Raw genomic sequence first — 16,256 nt, forward strand, 5'->3', positions numbered from 1 at the left:
AGCCGTACGGCCGGGCTCAGCGGATCAGAAGCGGTTCGGGGCGCGTTCCGGGACCGGGGACCCGGGGAGCGCGTCCGGCTTCTCGTTCTGGCGGGCCTGCGCGTTCGACGCGGCGGTCGCCTTGCAGGTCACGTCCTTCGCGGGCAGCTTGCCGGTGGACAGGTAGCGGTTGACCGCGCCGTCCGTGCAGGCGTTGCCGCTCGGGTAGACGCCGTGGCCCTCGCCGCCGAGGACGGTGACCATCTTCGAGCCCTTCAGCTGCGCGTGCAGGGCCTGGCCGCTGGGCAGCGGGGTCTGCGAGTCCCACTCGTTCTGGACGACCAGGGAGCCGGCCTTGTTCTTGACCACGGTCACCGGCTCGGCGGACTTCCCCCAGAAGGCGCAGGGCTTGATGCTGGACGCGAAGTCCCCGAAGAGCGGGTAGCGGCCCTTGTCCTCGATGGCGTCCCGCCGGTAGGTCTCCGAATCGCGCGACCACACGGCCGAATTGTCGCCGCACACCACGGCCCAGAAGCTGGCCGTCCCGTTGTCTGCGGGGGTCTCGGCGGCGAGTGCGGCCTTCCCGGCCCACTCGGGCGCCGGGTTCCCGCCGTCCTCGGTGATCCTGGCGAGCTTCTTCGCGGAGGCTGGCTTGCCCGCCGCGGCCTTCTTCAGCTCCACGACCGCCTCGGATGCGGCCTGCGGGGTGAAGGACAGCGCACGCATCCCCTGGCGGATGTCGTCGCCGCTGGTGGGCTGTCCGTCCACCTCGATCGGGTCCTTGTCGGCCCGCGCGACGAGATCCCAGAAGGTCCGGTCGACCTTCTTCGGGGTGTTGCCGAGGCCGTACGTCTTCGAGCGCGCAGCGGCCCACTCGGTCCACCGGTCGAACGCGGGTTCCGCACCCTCGGCCCACCACTGGATCATCCCGCGCCAGGCACGCTGCGGGTCGACCGCGCTGTCCAGCACGAACCGCCCGGCCCGGGCCGGGAAGAGCTGGGCGTAGACGGCCCCCAGATAGGTGCCGTAGGAGTAACCGAAGTAGGAGATCTTCTTCTCACCGAGGATCGCCCGCACCAGATCCATGTCGCGCGCGGTGTTGCGGGTCGTGATGTGCGGGAGCCGGTCCCCCATCTTCTTGCGGCACTTGTCCGCCACCGTGCGCGCCCAGGCGACGTCCTTGGCGTACGTCTCCGCCTTGTAGGGCCGCAGCCAGTTCTCCTGCTCCGGCGTCAGGTTGCAGGAGACCGGGCTGGAGCGGCCGACACCGCGCGGGTCGAAGCCGACCAGGTCGTAGCTCTTCAGTACGGACTTGGGCAGCTCCTCCTTCATCATCAGTGGCATCCACAGCCCCTCGCCGCCGGGGCCGCCGGGGTTGGAGAGCAGGATGCCGCGCCGCTTGCCGGGCTCGGCGGTCTTGATCCGGGATATCGCCAGGTCGATCCGCTTGCCTCCGGGCTTGCGGTAGTCCAGCGGAACCTTGACGGTGGCGCACTGGTACGCCGCGGAGGTCTCGGCGTCGCACCGCTTCCACGCGGGCTTCTGCTTCACGTACCGGTCGAGCACGCTCTTGGCGGCGGGCGAGGAGCCGGCCGAGGGGGTCCCGGCCGAGGGGGCGGCAGCCGGGGCCGCGGTGGCCGTCGAGGCGGCGAACGCCGGGGCCAGCGTCGCCAGGGCGCTCACGGCCACCAGGGGCGCGAGACGTCGTCTGCGCACGATATCGATCCTTCCGGTCGCATGTTCGGACAGGAGGATCTTGTCGGACCTCTGTACGTCTGCGTATCCCTCCCGGGGCCCCAACTCCTCTACGTCTCGGGAATGACGGCAAAAGGCGTGAATGGTCCGCGAGTTGGAGAACCATTCACGCCCTTGCGGGGTCCGCTCCCCTTCCGGCGCGCCCGGGGGTTCCGGATGCGCCGGAAGGGGGTCCCCCGGTCCTTGCGGGTTACGGCTTCTGACGGCCGTGCAGCGTGGACACCTCCTCCGCGGTCAGGGCCTTGTCGTACGCCTCGACCTGATCCACGGAGCCGTTCCAGAAGTCGACCTTGGCGCCGTCGTACTGGGCCCGGCCGACGGAGAGCGGGCCGGTGCTCACATCGGCCGGCCCGGCCTCCGCGGTGGCGGCGGGCTTCCCGTCGACGTACAGCGTGATCGCGTCACCCTTGCGGACCCCGACCAGGTGGTACCACTTCCCGGTCTCCGGGGTGATCTCCAGGCGGGCGCGCTTGCCGCCCGGGGTGGAGAAGGCGAACGCCCCCTGGCCGTACTGGAGGTAGAAGGGGTTCTCGGTGCGCCGGCCGTCCTGGCTGACGACGGTGGCGTAGTTGCCGGGTACGGCGTCGAGCGAGGCCCACGCGGAGACGGTGTAGTCCTTGGTGGTGTCCACGACCGGACCGGCGCTCTGCGCGTAACTCCCCTCGCCGTCGAACGTCAGCGCCGAGCCCGTGACGCCCGGGGCCCAGGACGAGCCGCCCTGCAGGGTGAGATGGGCCTTGTTGGGGCCGCTGTCCCGGGCGGTCGTGCCCTTGTTCTCGTCGAGCGACCAGGAACCGCCGCCCTTCAGCTCGTCGCGCTGACCGGCGTTGGCCCCGGCGGCGATGACCTGGCGGTTGATCTCCCGGACCTTCTTCGGGTCGACCTTGATCTCCCGGCGGTCGTATGTCCAGAGCCCGTTGAGCTCGTTCTCCAGGTCGCTGACCTGCGTGTAGACGGAGCCGGACAGTTCCGCGCCGGCGGCCGCGAGGTAGTACGTACGGGTGTTGTCGACGTACTTCGCGGTGAGGGCGGCCTTGTCCGCCACGCCGGAGTAGATGTTGGCCGGTGCCCCGGGCCACATGTGACCGGGCGTCCGGAGCGTGAAGCCGCCGTGCTCGCCGTCCATCGCGGCGCGGTGCTCGTCCGGGAAGGCCGGGTCGTTGTTCACGTAGTCGTGGTGGTCGATGATCTCGCCCTTGCCGGAATCACCCTTGGAGGCGCAGCAGTTGACACCGCTGTGCGCGTTGACCACGCGGGACGGGTCCAGCGCCTTGACGTCCTCGGCGATCTTGCCGGTCTCCGTGCGGTCCCACTCGCCCCAGCCCTCGTTGAAGACGATCCAGCCGCTGATCGAGGGGTAGTTGTGGAACTGCTTCATCAACTCCTTGCCCTGGGTGAGGAAGGCGTTCTTGCCGGCGTCGTTGTCGATGTCGGCGTTGACGAAGTCCTGCCACACCAGAAGTCCGAGCCGGTCTGCGTGGTAGTACCAGCGCGGCGACTCGACCTTGATGTGCTTGCGTACGGCGTTGAAGCCGAGGTCCTTCTGGGCCTTCAGGTCGAAGGTGAGGGCCGCGTCGCTGGGCTGGGTGTACAGCCCGTCGGGCCAGAAGCCCTGGTCGAGCATGGCGAGGGAGAAGAACGGCTTCCCGTTGAGGACGAGCTTCTGGTAGCCGCCCACCTTGTCGACCTTTAGCTGCCGCATGCCGAAGTAGCTTTCGACGCTGTCCTTGGAGCGGCCGTCGGTGAGGGAGACGTCGAGGTCGTACAGGTAGGGGTCGTCGGGCGACCAGACGTGCTGGTTCTTGAGCTGGAGGCTGAGCTTGCGGTTGGCGGGGCCGCTGACCGTGCCGACGGCCTTGCCCTTGCGGTCGCGGGCGACAGCGGTGATCCGGGCGTCGGGGGACGCCTTCGCGGAGTTGACGGTGACCGCGAGGCGGCCGGTGTCGATGTCCGGGGTGGTGGTCAGGGAGTCGATGGCCGCGGGCGCGACCGGCTCCATCCACACGGTCTGCCAGATGCCGGAGGTCGGGGTGTAGACGATGCCGCCGGGGTTGGTGGACTGCTTGCCCTTGGGCTGGTTCGGGCCCGTCTTGTCGGTGACCGCGACGACGATCTCCTGGGGGCCGCTGCCCTTGAGCGCGTCCGTGATGTCGGCGGTGAACCCGGTGTACCCGCCGGTGTGTTCGGCGACCTTGGTGCCGTTGACCCACACGGTGGACCGGTAGTCGACGGCGTCGAAGTTGAGCTTCAGCCGCTTGTCCTTGCCGGACGCACCCTTACCGCCCTTGCCGATCGACCAGTTCTTCGGCACGGTGACGAGCTTGCGGTAGAACATGTGGTCCTCGTCGCGCTCCAGGCCGGAGAGCTGGGACTCGACCGGGAACGGCACGATGATCTTCTCGTCGAGCTTCTTGCCGAAGACCGGCTGCTCGCCCTCGGCGGCCCCGGCGAACTCCCAGGGGCCGTTGAGGTTCTTCCACTGGTCGCGGACCTGCTGCGGCCGGGGGTACTCGGGCAGCGGGTGGTTCTTGTCCAGCTTGTCGCCCCAGGGGGTGGTGAGGCGGTGCGTGGAGAGGTTCTTCGCGGTCCGCCCGATCTCGGGCACGGTCTCCGACCCGGACTTCAGACCGCCCTGACCGTCGTAGGCGACCTTGACGCGCTGGTCCTTCTGAACGGGCGCGGCAAGGTCGATGACCAGCGCGTTCGGGTTGTTCGAAGCCCGGTTCACCGACTTCACCGGCATCGGGGAGGTGTCGACCTCGATCGTGAGGTGCTCCTTCACCTTCCGCCAGTCCGCGACCCGGTCCCTGAAGGTGGCCTGGAGGCGCTTGCCGTTCTGCGCGACACTCAGGGCGACCGGGTAGACCTCGAAGTCGGCGGGCGGGGTGAACGCGGACTCGGGGACGATCTGCTTCTTCAGGCCGTCGGCCTCCCAGCGGAGGAACATGCTGGCGCCGCCCGTGTCCTGGAACATCTCCAGCTTGAAGTCGTGCTTCTCCCCCGCCTTCAGGGAGATCGGCTCGCTGCGCTGCTCCTTGTCCCAGTCCGGCTCCCAGTGGTCGATGACAACGTTGCCGTCGAGGAAGAGCCGGAACCCGTTGTCGCCGATGGCGGAGAAGATGTACTCGCCGGTCTCGGGGGCCTCGATCTGGCCGGTCCACCGGGCCGTAGTGTGCTCGGTCTTCCCGGTCGCCGACTCGAACGCGCCGGTGAGTCCGGGGAAGTTGATGTCGGGGTCGAGGGTGGTGGCGCCGAGCTCGGCGAAGTCGCGGGCGCCCGGGGCGGACATGCTGAAGTACTCGCCCTTCAGCCCGTGGACATCGGTGACCGGGTCGTCGGCCGTGAAGGCCTTCGCGGCGGCTTCGGCCGGTACGGCGGGTGCGGCGGCCGCCGTCGGGACCAAGGTGGCACCGACCGGTATGAGCAGCGCCGCAGCGCAGGTCAGGGCCCTGAACAGGGCACGGGGGCGCGGGTGTTGTCGTCTCAAGGCGTCGTCCTCGTCGAAGAGCCGGGGGTGCCTCCAACCAGCGAGGCACTGCACATAGTCGAACATTGAGCCACAACACCAAACACTGCACAACGGTCGTGCACGCGAAATTTTCAACGATAGAAACAGCGGGCCTCACACCAGGAACGATGCGGCCGCGGGGACCGGCCGAGGAGGGGCGAAGGCTGGGCCAATCGGCACACTGAGCGCACGTTTCACCGCCGGGTCTCCATGAAACGCCGATTCGGGGGTACGCGAACGGCCAGACAGAAGGCTCACGCGACGGGGTGAACGCAATGAACGACCGCATCCTGATGACGTTTTCACCGGACGGCGAGACCCGTACCGACTTCGTCTGCCGGCCGGAGAAGGCCGCCGACGCGCGGGACGCCGTCAGCGCCTTCGTCGCCCGGCTGCATCCCGCACCGAACTCGCACATGGTCCAGAACCTCCTGATCCTCGTGTCGGAGCTGGTCACCAACGCCGTCCGGCACGCGGGGGCCGTCACCGCGCTGTGGCTGACCGCGGACCGCAGGGGCGTCCATGTCCGGGTCACCGACCCGAGTCCGGCACACCCGCAGGACCGGACGCCCGACCTGACCGGCCGGACCGGCGGGTTCGGCTGGCCCATGGTCCAGCGGCTGGCCCAGGAGGTGCGGGTCCGCCGGACGGTGAGCGGCGGGAAGGTCATCCTCGCCACCGTGCCGCGCTGAGGACCGGCCCCGGAATACCGGACGGACCGCGGAACCGGGCCCGGATACCGGAGCGACCCCCCGACGACGGACGGCCAAAACCTCGACGGCGGGCGCCACTCGGCACATGGTGCTGGTGGTCGTGCTGACCCGGCCCGAGGGCGGCGACGGGTCGAAGGAGGGCGGCGAGGTCTTCCTCCAGGCGGCGGGCGAGTCCGGGCCGGATCCGTTCACGGAGTCCACGGCGAACGACGACGCGCCCGCGCCCGGGACCGCCAGCCCCTCCGTCGCGCCGAGCCCGTCGAAGACCGGCGCGCAGGTGACGCGGGGCGTGGACGGCGCGGCCCCGGGGCTGTACGGAGGCACGCAGAAGATCGCGAGCTGCGATGTGGAGCAGCAGGTCAAGGTGTTGCAGGCGACGCCGGACGAGAACCGGGCGTTCGCCTCGGTCCAGGACATCGAGCCGTCCGCCGTCCCCGGCTATCTGCGCGGGCTCACCCCCGTGACGCTGCGCATGGACACCCGGGTCACCAACCACGGTTACCGGGACGGCGAGGCCAACGCCTATCAGGCCGTGCTCCAGGCGGGTACGGCCGTCCTCGTCGACGACCGGGGCGTCCCCAGGGGGCGGTGCGCGTGCGGGAATCCGCTGCTGCCGCCCGTCGCCCAGGACGACCCGCGGCAGACGGGCAAGGCGTGGCCGGGCTACCGGGCTTCCGATGTGGTCGTGGTGGAGCCGTCCGGGAAGCCGGTGAAAGAGTTCGTGATGGTCGATCCGGAGAACGGCGACTGGTTCAAGCGGCCGGCCGGCGACACGGGCGACGGCGACAAGAAGACGGATCCGCCGAAGAACGCCTCCGAGTCCCCCTGCCCGCCCGGGTCGGACCCCTGTCCCACCTCGTCCGGGGACACCACCCCGTCGGAGCCGGCGCCGGACGACCGTACGTCGCAGCCCGGTGAGGATCCGGCGACGTACGAGCCCCCGCCGGACGCCCCGGCGACCTCGGAGCCGCCGCCCGACGACCCGGGGACGGAGCCCGCGCCGGAGGACCCGCCGGGCTCGCCCGCCCCGGACACCGGGGCCCCGCAGGAGCCCGGCGCGGGGACACCCCCGCCGGGCGCACCCGCCTTCGGCTGAGCCGGTCAGGAAGAACGGTGGTCCGCCCGCCCCTCAGCCCACGGCGTCGGGGCGGCGCTCCACCGGGGCCGCCGGGGTCTTGGCCCGCGTGCCCGTTCCCGTACGCACTCCGGCCGCGGCTGCCGCCGAGTGCAGGGAACGCAGGGCGACCAGCAGGAAGCCGATGTCGTCGAGGTAGACGGGGTCGGGCAGCAGGTCGACGGGCGACACGGTGTAGATGACGGCGGCCCAGACGAGCGCCTTGCTGCGCAGCGGGATGCCGGCGTCGACCAGCAGCTTCCTGGCCCTGAAGACGCGGACCAGCAGCACGACGGCCAGAGCCAGCATGATCAGCGCGGCCACGGCGCCGAGAACGAGCCAAGCGGTGGTGTCCATGGCTCATCGTGTACCCACTCGTTCCCGGATCACGAACACCTCTCCGGGCGGCGGCACTCCGCGGCGTACGGGTCAGGCCGCGCCGCGTCCCCGGGCCTCCGCGCGCCTGCGGCTGCGCCGCTTCAGGGCGCGTCGCTCGTTCTCGGACAGGCCGCCCCAGATACCCGAGTCCTGTCCGTTCTCCAGGGCCCACTCCAGGCAGGCCGCCTGGACGGGGCAGGTCCGGCAGACGGCCTTGGCCTCCTCGGTCTGGACGACCGCGGGGCCGGTGCTCCCGATGGGGAAGAACAGGTCCGGGTCCTCCTCGCGGCAGGCGGCGTGCAGGCGCCAGTTCTCGGTGCTGCTCAACTCTGCTCACTCCCGAATGTCGTGACGTCGTAAGTCGGTTGCCGTACGTGTCTTCCGTGCGGGTGACCGATGATCGACGCCTCAAACACGTATCGGGCGGACAGAACCGGCCGCCGCAGCGCGTAGGGCCGGCTACGCGTGCGGGGGGACCGGAGGGCGGTGGAGGGCGAGCAGGGCCTGATCGTCCTGGATCCGGCCCCCGGTGTGATGGCCGACGTCCTCGATCAGCAGGTGGAGGATCTGTGCCGGGGAGGCCGGGTCGCCGACCAGCGCGCGGTGGTGGACGAGGAACGGCAGCCGGACGGACGCGTCGTAGAAGACCCCGGACTCGTCGCGGGCCTCGGTGACCCCGTCCGTGTAGCAGATGAGAGTGGCGCCCGGCGGGAACGGGAACGTGTCGACCGGGCACGACCAGGTCCCCAGGCCGCTCATGCCGAGCGGGGGTGCCTCCTCGGAGGGTTCGAGGACGGTGGCCCGGCCCTGGGCGTCCAGGAGCACCGGCGGTGGATGTCCCCGGTTGACGACCCGTACGGTGCCGAGGTCGTCGGCGAACTCCGCGATCAGCGCGGTGGTGAACCCCTCCTCCTGCTCCTGGCCGCCGCGCCTGCCGCCCTCGCGCTGGAGGGCCCGTTCCAGCGCGGCGACCAGGCCGGGCAGGTCCTCCGCCTCGTCCGCCGCGTAACGGAAGGCCCCCAGGTCCGCGCAGACCGCGCTCACCGCACCCAGGCCCTTGCCCCGGACGTCCCCGACCATCACGCGCACCCCGTGCGGGGTCTCCTGGACGACGTAGAGGTCGCCGCCGATCATGGCCTCGTCCTCGGCGGGCACATACCGGGCGGCGATCCTGAGCTCCCCGAGGCGCGAAGGGGGGCGGGGCAGGACGGCGCTCTGGGCCACGGCGGCGATGTGCCGGGCGCGCCGGGTCCGGGCGTCCCGGCCCTCCAGGGAGCGGTTGATGAGGACGGCCAGCACGGTTACGGCCAGAAGGGTGAGCTGGTTGGCGACGCCGCGCTGCCAGCCGAAGGTGCCGTCGTAGAGGGCGAGGACCGCGTGGACGGCCATGGCGAGCGCCCCGATCGCGATGATGCCGCGCAGACTCAGCAGCGGCGCGGCGGCGACCGGCGCCGCCATCAGCAGGGGCGCCGAGGTGACGTCCGTCGGGGTCACCAGGTCCAGCACGACGCCCAGCACGATGACCCCCAACGGGATCCACTTGGCCCTGCGCAGCTGCACCACTCCCCCACGCTGTACGGGACCGGGTCCCGCCGCATCCCGGCGGCGGGCCGGACGCGGTCACTCCGGCAGCGGGGTCCCGGGTCCCGGCGCGGCGGCGCAGGCGGCGTCGAGCCGGATGCGGTGGGCCGTCACGGCCTCGGGATCGTCGATGAGGTCGACCCGGACGCCCGGGGTCTCCAGCACCGCCTGGTCCCCGATCTCGGGTGCGGGCACCCGGAGGATGTGCAGGGGCGGTACGCCGGTCAGGGGATGCGGCGGGTGGTCCAGGGGCACCACCTGGACGGTGACGTGCTGCTCCCGCATGGCCTCGGCCAGCGCGGCCCGCTGCCCCTCCATGGTCTCCCGGTCGCCGACCCGCGTATGGAGGGCCGCCGCCGGGAGCAGGGCCCACAGGGTGGCTCCGCGCTCGCACAGACGGCGGCGGCGCTCGTGCAGCAACTCGACCCGGCGTTCCCGGCGGGCGGGGCTGTCCCCGGGGTACTGCGTGCGGTAGAGCGCGGCGGCGTACGCCGGGGTGCGCAGCAGTTCGGGCACGAGCGCCGGGTGCCAGGTCCGCACGAGGCTCGCCGAGGACTCCACGCCGATGACCTCCTGCTGCCAGGCCTCCATGGTGTCCCGCCAGCGGTGCCACCAGCCGGGCAGGTTAGCGGCCGCGAGCCCGGCCATGATGGGCCCGGCCACGGCGGGCGGCACGCCGTAGCAGCGCAGCAGTTCGCCGACCTGCCGGGCGTCGAGTCCGGTCTCCGCGCGTTCGATACGCCGTACGGTGGCGGGGTGGGCGTCCAGTGCCTCGGCGGCGGCCCGCAGGCTGACGCCCGCGCGTTCCCGCAGCATGCGGAGGCGGACCGCGAGGACGCGGTGTTCCACCGTGGGGCCGGACCGGGCTCGCATGCGCATACCTTCTTCGTCGAGCCCCGTGGCGGAGCATTACACACTCTGTCGCTTGCAAAGTATGCGTTTTGCGTCGAGAGTGCATACATGTCGGAAATAGTCAGTTGCGCGGAGCGTGCCCCCGATGACGGAGGTGTCCGAGGTGCCCGAGGTGCACACAGCTGGTGGGTTCCCCGATTGCCCGGGGGGGTGCCGGAGGCCCGGCACCGGGTCCAGGAGGCCATGCGGGCCTGGGGTGAACCGGCCGAACGGGTCGAGGCGGCGGCTCTGATAGTGACCGAACTGGTCACCAACGCGGTGCAGCACACCAGCACCCGGCGGATCCGCTGCCGGCTCCTGCGCTCCACGGCGGGCGTGCGCATCTGCGTGTGGAACCGCGGCCGGGCCCGGATCCCGGCCCCGGCCTCCCCGGCCGACTCGGCGGGCCTCCCCGTCGGCCAGGCCCCCGCAGCGGCCGACCTCGCAGGCGACGACGCGCTCGACCATCTCTCCGAGGACGGCAGGGGCCTGCTGCTCGTCGACGCGCTGGCGGCCCGCTGGGGCACCCGCGCGGCACTGGCGGGCCGGCTCGTCTGGGCCGACCTCTGAGACTTCTCGCCCCCGCCTGATCAGGCGGGAGCCGTACGGCACTCCGGGTGACCCCAGCCGTTCGGGTTCTTCGCGATCGGCTCCTGGGCCGCGTACGGCTTGCCGCAGTGGCACCGGCCCGCGAAGCGCGCCTTGATCGTGCCGGACCGCCCGCTCCGGGACGCGCCCCCGGCGCTCCTCCCCTTCGAGCCGCCCGCCGCCCCGGACGCCTCCGTACGCCCCTTCGTGGACCGCGCGGGCGCGGGCACCGGCAGAGCCGTCGCACCGTGCGCCGTACCGGCCGGAAGCTGGGTGACCGCCACTTCGCTGGCCGCCTGGTCGGCGATCGCGTTGAGCGGGTCGCCGTTCACCTGGTGGGCGGGAACATAGCGGAACGTCACCGAGCGGTCCGCGAGCAGGGCGTCGATGCGGGTGACCAGCTCACGGTTGGCGACGGGCTTGCCGCCGGAGGTCTTCCAGCCGTTGCGCTTCCAGCCAGGCAGCCACTTGGTCACGGCGTTCATGGCGTACTGCGAGTCCATCCGCACCTCGACGCGCACCGCCGGGTCGGTGGACTCCAGCAGCTCCGCCAGGGCGGTGAGCTCGGCGACGTTGTTGGTCGCGGTGCCGAGCGGACCGGCCTCCCAGCGCACCGGGTTGCCCTGCGCGTCGGCCGCGACCCACGCCCAGGCGGCCGGTCCCGGATTTCCCTTCGACGCCCCGTCACACGCGGCGATGATGCTCTCGTTCATCCCTCGATCATGCCAGCCCCGCATGACCACTCCGACCGGCCGCGGGGCGCCCGGCCACCCCGCTCAGGGCAGGATCGAGTCCACGTAACCGCCGTCGACCCGCACGGCCGCCCCGGTCGTCGCCGAGGCCTGCGCGGAGCTGAGGTAGACGACCAGGTTCGCGATCTCCTCGGGCTCGATGAGCCGCTGGAGCAGGGACTGCGGCCGGTGCAGCCGCATGAACTCGCGCTGTGCCTCGTCCCAGGGCAGCTCCTTGTCGACCAGCTCGTAGACGAAGTCCTCCACGCCACCGGTGTGCGTCGGGCCGGCGATCACGGAGTTCACCGTGACACCGGTGCCGGCCGCCTCCTTGGCGAAGCCCCGGGAGACGGCGAGGAGCGCGGTCTTCGACATGCCGTAGTGGATCATCTCGGCGGGGATCACGATCGCGGAGTCGCTGGCGATGTTCAGCACCCGGCCCCAGCCCTGCCCGGTCATCCCGGGAAGGTAGTGGCGGATGAGGCGCACGGCGCTGAGCACGTTCGTGTCGAAGTAGGTCTTCCACTCCGCGTCGGTGATCTCCAGCGGCGGCCGGGATCCGAAGATGCCGAGGTTGTTGACGAGGACGTCGGCCGCCGGGACGGCCGCGGACAGCAGTTCAGCGCCCTCCTCGGTGGTCAGGTCGCAGGCCACGGCGGCCACGGAGGCGTCCGGCACCGCGGCACGCACCGACCGCACCGCCTCGTCCAGCCGCCCCTGGGTCCGCCCGGTGAGGACGACCCCGGCACCCGCCCCGGCCAGTCCGATGGCGATGGCGAGGCCGATGCCCTGCGAGGACCCGGTCACCACCGCGTTCCTGCCCGTCAGATCGATACGCACGCCGCTTCTCCCTCATCCGCTCGTCGGGGCCGTCCCCGCCAGGCTCGCACCCCCGCCCCTCGAACGCCCCTCAGCGCTTGACCTCAAGCAAACTTCAGGTTTTAGCGTTCTCGCTGAACCCGGGGCCGCACGGCCGACGGGGATCCGCAGGCCGTCGGGCGATCCGGGGGCCATCGACTTCGGAGCGCCCCATGGACATGGAAGTCACGGCGTGGCATTCGCTGCACAGCGCGATGAACGCCCAGGAGGACCGTCGGCCCTTCTCCCGGGCGTCCTTGCGCCGCATCATGCTCTTCGCCCGGCCCCACCGACGGCGGATCCACCGCTTCCTGCTGCTGAGCGTCCTGACCGCGCTGCTCGCGGTGGCCACTCCGCTGCTGGCCGGGAAGGTCGTCGACGCGATCGTGAAAGGCGAGGACGCCGGCACGGTCACCCGGCTCGCGCTGCTCATCGCGCTCATCGCCGTCGTCGAGGCCGGTCTGGGTCTGCTCACCCGCTGGCTGTCGTCGACGCTGGGCGAGGGCCTGATCCTGGACCTGCGCACCGCCGTCTTCGACCATGTGCAGAAGATGCCGGTGGCCTTCTTCACGCGGACCCGGACCGGCGCCCTGGTCAGCCGGCTCAACAACGACGTGATCGGCGCGCAGCGGGCGTTCAGCAACACGCTCTCCGGCGTCGTCTCCAACCTCGTCACGCTGCTGCTGACACTCGCGGTGATGCTCACGATCTCGTGGCAGATCACCCTGCTCTCGCTGGTGCTGCTCCCGGTGTTCGTCGTACCGGCCCGCCGGATGGGAGCCCGGATGGCCGGACTCCAGCGGGAGGCGGCCGACCACAACGCCGCGATGGGCACCCAGATGACCGAGCGGTTCTCCGCTCCCGGCGCCACGCTCGTCAAGCTCTTCGGCCGCCCCTCGGACGAGTCGGCCGAGTTCGCCGCCCGCGCCGACCGGGTGCGTGACATCGGCGTCCGTACGGCGATGGCCCAGGCGGCGTTCATCACCGCCCTCACCCTGGTCTCCGCCCTGGCGCTGGCCCTGGTCTACGGGCTCGGCGGCTTCTACGCCCTGCGCGGCAGCCTGGACCCGGGGGCCGTGGTGGCGCTGGCACTGCTGCTGACCCGGCTGTACGCGCCGCTCACCGCCCTCGCCGGGGCCCGGGTCGAGGTGATGAGCGCGCTCGTCAGCTTCGAGCGGGTCTTCGAGATCCTGGACCTGAAGCCGCTGATCGAGCAGAAGCCCGATGCCCGCCGGGTGCCCGAAGGACCGGTCTCCGTGGAGTTCGACGAGGTGTCCTTCGGCTACCCCACCGCCGAGAAGGTCTCCCTCGCCTCGCTGGAGGAGGTCGCCACGCTCGACGACCGGGGCGGGCAACCGGTCCTGCACCAGGTGTCCTTCCGGGCCGAACCGGGCCAGACGATCGCGCTGGTGGGCTCCTCGGGAGCGGGCAAGTCGACGATCGCGCAGTTGCTGCCCCGGCTGTACGACGCGGACGCCGGTTCCGTACGGCTGAACGGGGTCGACGTCCGTGATCTGAGCGCCGACTCGATCCGGGACACGCTCGGCATGGTCACCCAGGACGGGCACCTCTTCCACGAGTCGGTGCGCGCCAACCTGCTGATCGCCCGGCCCGACGCCGCCGAGGACGAGATCTGGGACGCCCTGCGCCGCTCCCGGCTGGACGGGCTGATCGCCTCGCTGCCGGACGGCCTCGACACCGTGGTCGGCGAGCGCGGCTACCGGCTCTCCGGCGGGGAGCGCCAGCGCCTCACCATCGCCCGGCTGCTGCTGGCCCGTCAGCGGGTGGTGATCCTGGACGAGGCGACCGCGCATCTCGACTCCACCTCGGAGGCGGCCGTTCAGGAGGCGCTGGCCGAGGCGCTGTCGGGGCGGACCGCCCTGGTGATCGCCCACCGGCTCTCGACCGTACGGGCGGCCGACCGGATCCTGGTGCTGGAGGCGGGCCGGGTCGTCGAGAGCGGCACGCACACGGAACTGCTGGCGGCCGGCGGGCGGTACGAGGAGCTGTACCGCACCCAGTTCGAGCGGCCGTCCTCGGACGGGGAGCGACCGGTCCAGCCGGTCGGCTGACCCGGGGCCCACGCCCGTGTCGGCGCGCGCTGACACCGTCCGGCCGGACCTCACCGGCCGGGCGGCGTCAGCGCGTGCCGACACGGGCGAAGGAAGGCCGCTCGGCGGTCCGCAGCCGTCGCAGGGCGTGGCCGCCGCACCGGCTCCACTCCTTCGGCGACACCCGCGGGCGGTGCCCGTTGGTGACGAGCGCGTTCACCGAGGCCATCGGGTCCGCCGCCATGGTCTTGGCCAGCAGTACGCCGACCACCAGCGGGAGCAGCGTGACGGCCAGGGCGGAGCCGGCGGTGGTGACGTGCTCGATACGGGGGCGGCGCGGCGCTTCGGAGGTCATACGGCCATCGAACAGCGGCCCGGGAAGCCGGACATCGGGGAACGTACTCAGGAGCGGAGGACCGGCATACTCAGGCGCCCGTCGGGGGACGCTCACAGCGGCCGGGCACACGGCTCCCGGCCGGCCGCCGGACCACGGAAGGACCGCCTCGATGGGTGACAGCCAGGGACGTGCGGGCGAGGGTCACGGGAGTCCGGCCGCGGCCGTGTTCGACGCGCTGGGCGCGGAGTACGAGCGGGCCTTCGCCGCTTCGGCCGCCCACCGGGAGTCGCTGGAGCGGCTGCTGACGGATCTCGCCCCGGGCAGCCGGGTGCTGGACGTGGGCAGCGGGACGGGCCGGCCCACGGCACAGACCCTGGCGGATGCGGGGCACCGGGTGCTGGGCGTCGACGTGTCGCCGGTGATGGCGGCGCTCGCGGCGCGGCAGGTTCCGGAGGCCGAGTTCCGGTGCGCCGACATCCGCGATCTCCCCTTGGCGGAAGCCGAGTTCGACGCGGTCTGTGTGTACTTCTCGCTGCTGCAGCTGGAGCGCGACGAGCAGGCCGGGCTGCTGGAGCGGCTCGTGCGGTCGCTGCGGCCCGGCGGGCTGCTGGTCGCCGCGACGGTGCCGGTGGACGTCTCGGGGGTCGACGCGGTGTTCATGGGGCAGCCGGTCCGGGTCTCCAGCTTCGGCGCCGAGGAGTTCACCGCCCTGATCGCATCGGCGGGGGTCGCCGTGGAGTGGACGCTCAGCGCGCTGTTCACGCCGGACCACCCGGCAGGCGCACCCGAGCCGCACGTCTTCGTGCACGGCCGACGCATCTGACGGCACAGTCCCACCTCTCGAAACTCTCCACACTTCCCACCCATTGGCTATAACAAAGAACAAGCCGAATGAATGACTTGGGTGGCGCATTCACGTTCCTTCACGAGAAGGTAATGCGATAGCAAAGTTCTGGTCTATATGCTGGGCTGTAGTCGTATCCGTACGGAGCGGCCGGAGCAGACCTCATCACGGCTGCCGTCCGGCAAACCGCAAGGTGAGGAACCCTTCATCTATTCCGAACACGTATACGGATACAACTAACGCATTCGTCAATATGACCCGACCACACCGCTCCCCGGCACCGCCGGATGCAGGAGGCAGGCCACCATGCAGTCCCTCGTAGAACACGCCCGGACATTCACCGAGCACGTCGCCGCGAACGCAAAGGATTTCGAACGTCTCGCGGACGGCCAGACCCCCGAAGCACTGTTCGTCACGTGCTCGGACTCGCGTGTCGTCCCCTCGCTGATCACCGGCGCCCGCCCGGGTCAGCTCTTCGAACTCCGTACCGCGGGCAACATCGTCCCGCCCTATCCGGGCCGGGACCGGCCCACCGGCGAGGCCGCCACCATCGAGTACGCGCTGTGCGTGCTCCAGGTGCGCGACATCATCGTCTGCGGGCACTCCCACTGCGGCGCGGTGGGGGCGATCCTCCGCGGTGACGACCTCTCCGCCATGCCGGCTGTCCGCCACTGGCTGGAGCACTCCACGGACGGCCGCACACCCCCCGCCGACGCCGGGGACCTCCCCGGCGCGGTTCAGGCCCACGCCCTCGCCCAGCTCGACACCCTGCGGGGCTACCCCGCGGTGCGCGAGCGGCTCGCCGATGGCTCCCTCGGCCTGCACGCCTGGTACTACGAGGTGCACACCGGCTCCGTCAGCGTGCACCGGCCCGAGCGCGGCACCGAGTTCGCCCGCCTGTGACGGCTCTCCCTCCCCCCACGTCCCC

15 protein-coding genes are annotated in these 16,256 nt (G+C 71.5%); 6 read left to right on the plus strand and 9 right to left on the minus strand.

Annotated features, from left to right (window positions below; all coding sequences use genetic code 11):
* Positions 1–24 precede the first annotated feature (24 nt).
* Together WQO_RS02080 and WQO_RS02085 are read right to left on the minus strand one after the other, a co-directional pair.
* A complete protein-coding gene (locus tag WQO_RS02080; protein WP_029182396.1) occupies positions 25–1,695 on the minus strand; it encodes an alpha/beta hydrolase in 1,671 nt (556 codons plus the stop codon).
* A gap of 229 nt (positions 1,696–1,924) precedes the next feature.
* On the minus strand, positions 1,925–5,287 hold the full coding sequence (locus tag WQO_RS02085) for a glycoside hydrolase family 2 (RefSeq protein ID WP_029182397.1): 3,363 nt from the start codon (positions 5,285–5,287) through the stop codon (positions 1,925–1,927).
* A gap of 230 nt (positions 5,288–5,517) precedes the next feature.
* On the opposite strand from WQO_RS02085, the gene WQO_RS02090 reads away from it, so the two are divergent.
* Positions 5,518–5,934 (plus strand): ATP-binding protein, encoded by a 417-nt coding sequence (locus WQO_RS02090; RefSeq protein WP_010061746.1) that lies wholly within the window; start codon positions 5,518–5,520, stop codon positions 5,932–5,934.
* Between the two features lie 106 nt (positions 5,935–6,040).
* A complete protein-coding gene (locus WQO_RS02095; RefSeq protein ID WP_010061747.1) occupies positions 6,041–7,051 on the plus strand; it encodes a DUF6777 domain-containing protein in 1,011 nt (336 codons plus the stop codon).
* 33 nt (positions 7,052–7,084) lie between these two features.
* Here the strand turns inward: WQO_RS02095 and WQO_RS02100 are convergent, their stop codons facing one another.
* The 4 genes from WQO_RS02100 to WQO_RS02115 all read right to left on the minus strand — a co-directional run bounded on the left by WQO_RS02100 (position 7,085) and on the right by WQO_RS02115 (position 9,901).
* Positions 7,085–7,426: a YkvA family protein gene (locus WQO_RS02100; protein WP_010061748.1), complete on the minus strand. Its 342-nt coding sequence runs from the start codon at positions 7,424–7,426 to the stop codon at positions 7,085–7,087.
* Between the two features lie 72 nt (positions 7,427–7,498).
* Positions 7,499–7,774, minus strand: coding sequence for a WhiB family transcriptional regulator (locus tag WQO_RS02105; RefSeq protein WP_010061749.1), 276 nt, complete (start codon positions 7,772–7,774; stop codon positions 7,499–7,501).
* A 132-nt stretch (positions 7,775–7,906) separates the two neighbouring features.
* The gene (locus WQO_RS02110) at positions 7,907–9,010 is read right to left on the minus strand and encodes a PP2C family protein-serine/threonine phosphatase (protein ID WP_029182398.1); all 1,104 of its coding nucleotides are present in this window, start codon (positions 9,008–9,010) and stop codon (positions 7,907–7,909) included.
* A gap of 57 nt (positions 9,011–9,067) precedes the next feature.
* The gene (locus WQO_RS02115) at positions 9,068–9,901 is read right to left on the minus strand and encodes a Scr1 family TA system antitoxin-like transcriptional regulator (protein ID WP_010061751.1); all 834 of its coding nucleotides are present in this window, start codon (positions 9,899–9,901) and stop codon (positions 9,068–9,070) included.
* A 177-nt stretch (positions 9,902–10,078) separates the two neighbouring features.
* On the opposite strand from WQO_RS02115, the gene WQO_RS02120 reads away from it, so the two are divergent.
* Entirely contained in the window at positions 10,079–10,489 is a 411-nt protein-coding gene (locus tag WQO_RS02120) for an ATP-binding protein (protein ID WP_073823245.1), read from the plus strand.
* 20 nt (positions 10,490–10,509) lie between these two features.
* Here the strand turns inward: WQO_RS02120 and WQO_RS02125 are convergent, their stop codons facing one another.
* Together WQO_RS02125 and WQO_RS02130 are read right to left on the minus strand one after the other, a co-directional pair.
* A complete protein-coding gene (locus WQO_RS02125; protein ID WP_010061754.1) occupies positions 10,510–11,220 on the minus strand; it encodes a ribonuclease H family protein in 711 nt (236 codons plus the stop codon).
* Positions 11,221–11,283: 63 nt separating this feature from the next.
* On the minus strand, positions 11,284–12,078 hold the full coding sequence (locus WQO_RS02130; protein ID WP_010061755.1) for an SDR family NAD(P)-dependent oxidoreductase: 795 nt from the start codon (positions 12,076–12,078) through the stop codon (positions 11,284–11,286).
* A 191-nt stretch (positions 12,079–12,269) separates the two neighbouring features.
* Here WQO_RS02130 and WQO_RS02135 point away from each other — a divergent pair, with 191 nt between their 5' ends.
* Positions 12,270–14,168, plus strand: a complete 1,899-nt coding sequence (locus WQO_RS02135; protein ID WP_010061756.1) for an ABC transporter ATP-binding protein — start codon at positions 12,270–12,272, stop codon at positions 14,166–14,168.
* A 67-nt stretch (positions 14,169–14,235) separates the two neighbouring features.
* Here WQO_RS02135 and WQO_RS02140 read toward each other — a convergent pair whose 3' ends face one another.
* Entirely contained in the window at positions 14,236–14,502 is a 267-nt protein-coding gene (locus WQO_RS02140) for a hypothetical protein (protein WP_010061757.1), read from the minus strand.
* A 151-nt stretch (positions 14,503–14,653) separates the two neighbouring features.
* On the opposite strand from WQO_RS02140, the gene WQO_RS02145 reads away from it, so the two are divergent.
* Positions 14,654–15,307 carry a class I SAM-dependent methyltransferase gene (locus tag WQO_RS02145; protein ID WP_010061758.1) on the plus strand — a complete coding sequence of 218 codons (654 nt, stop codon included), beginning with the start codon at positions 14,654–14,656 and terminating at the stop codon, positions 15,305–15,307.
* A gap of 327 nt (positions 15,308–15,634) precedes the next feature.
* On the plus strand, positions 15,635–16,231 hold the full coding sequence (locus WQO_RS02150) for a carbonic anhydrase (RefSeq protein ID WP_010061759.1): 597 nt from the start codon (positions 15,635–15,637) through the stop codon (positions 16,229–16,231).
* The last annotated feature ends 25 nt before the right edge of the window (positions 16,232–16,256 follow it).

The organism is Streptomyces globisporus C-1027 (genome assembly GCF_000261345.2).
Taxonomy (GTDB): Bacteria; Actinomycetota; Actinomycetes; order Streptomycetales; family Streptomycetaceae; genus Streptomyces; species Streptomyces pakalii.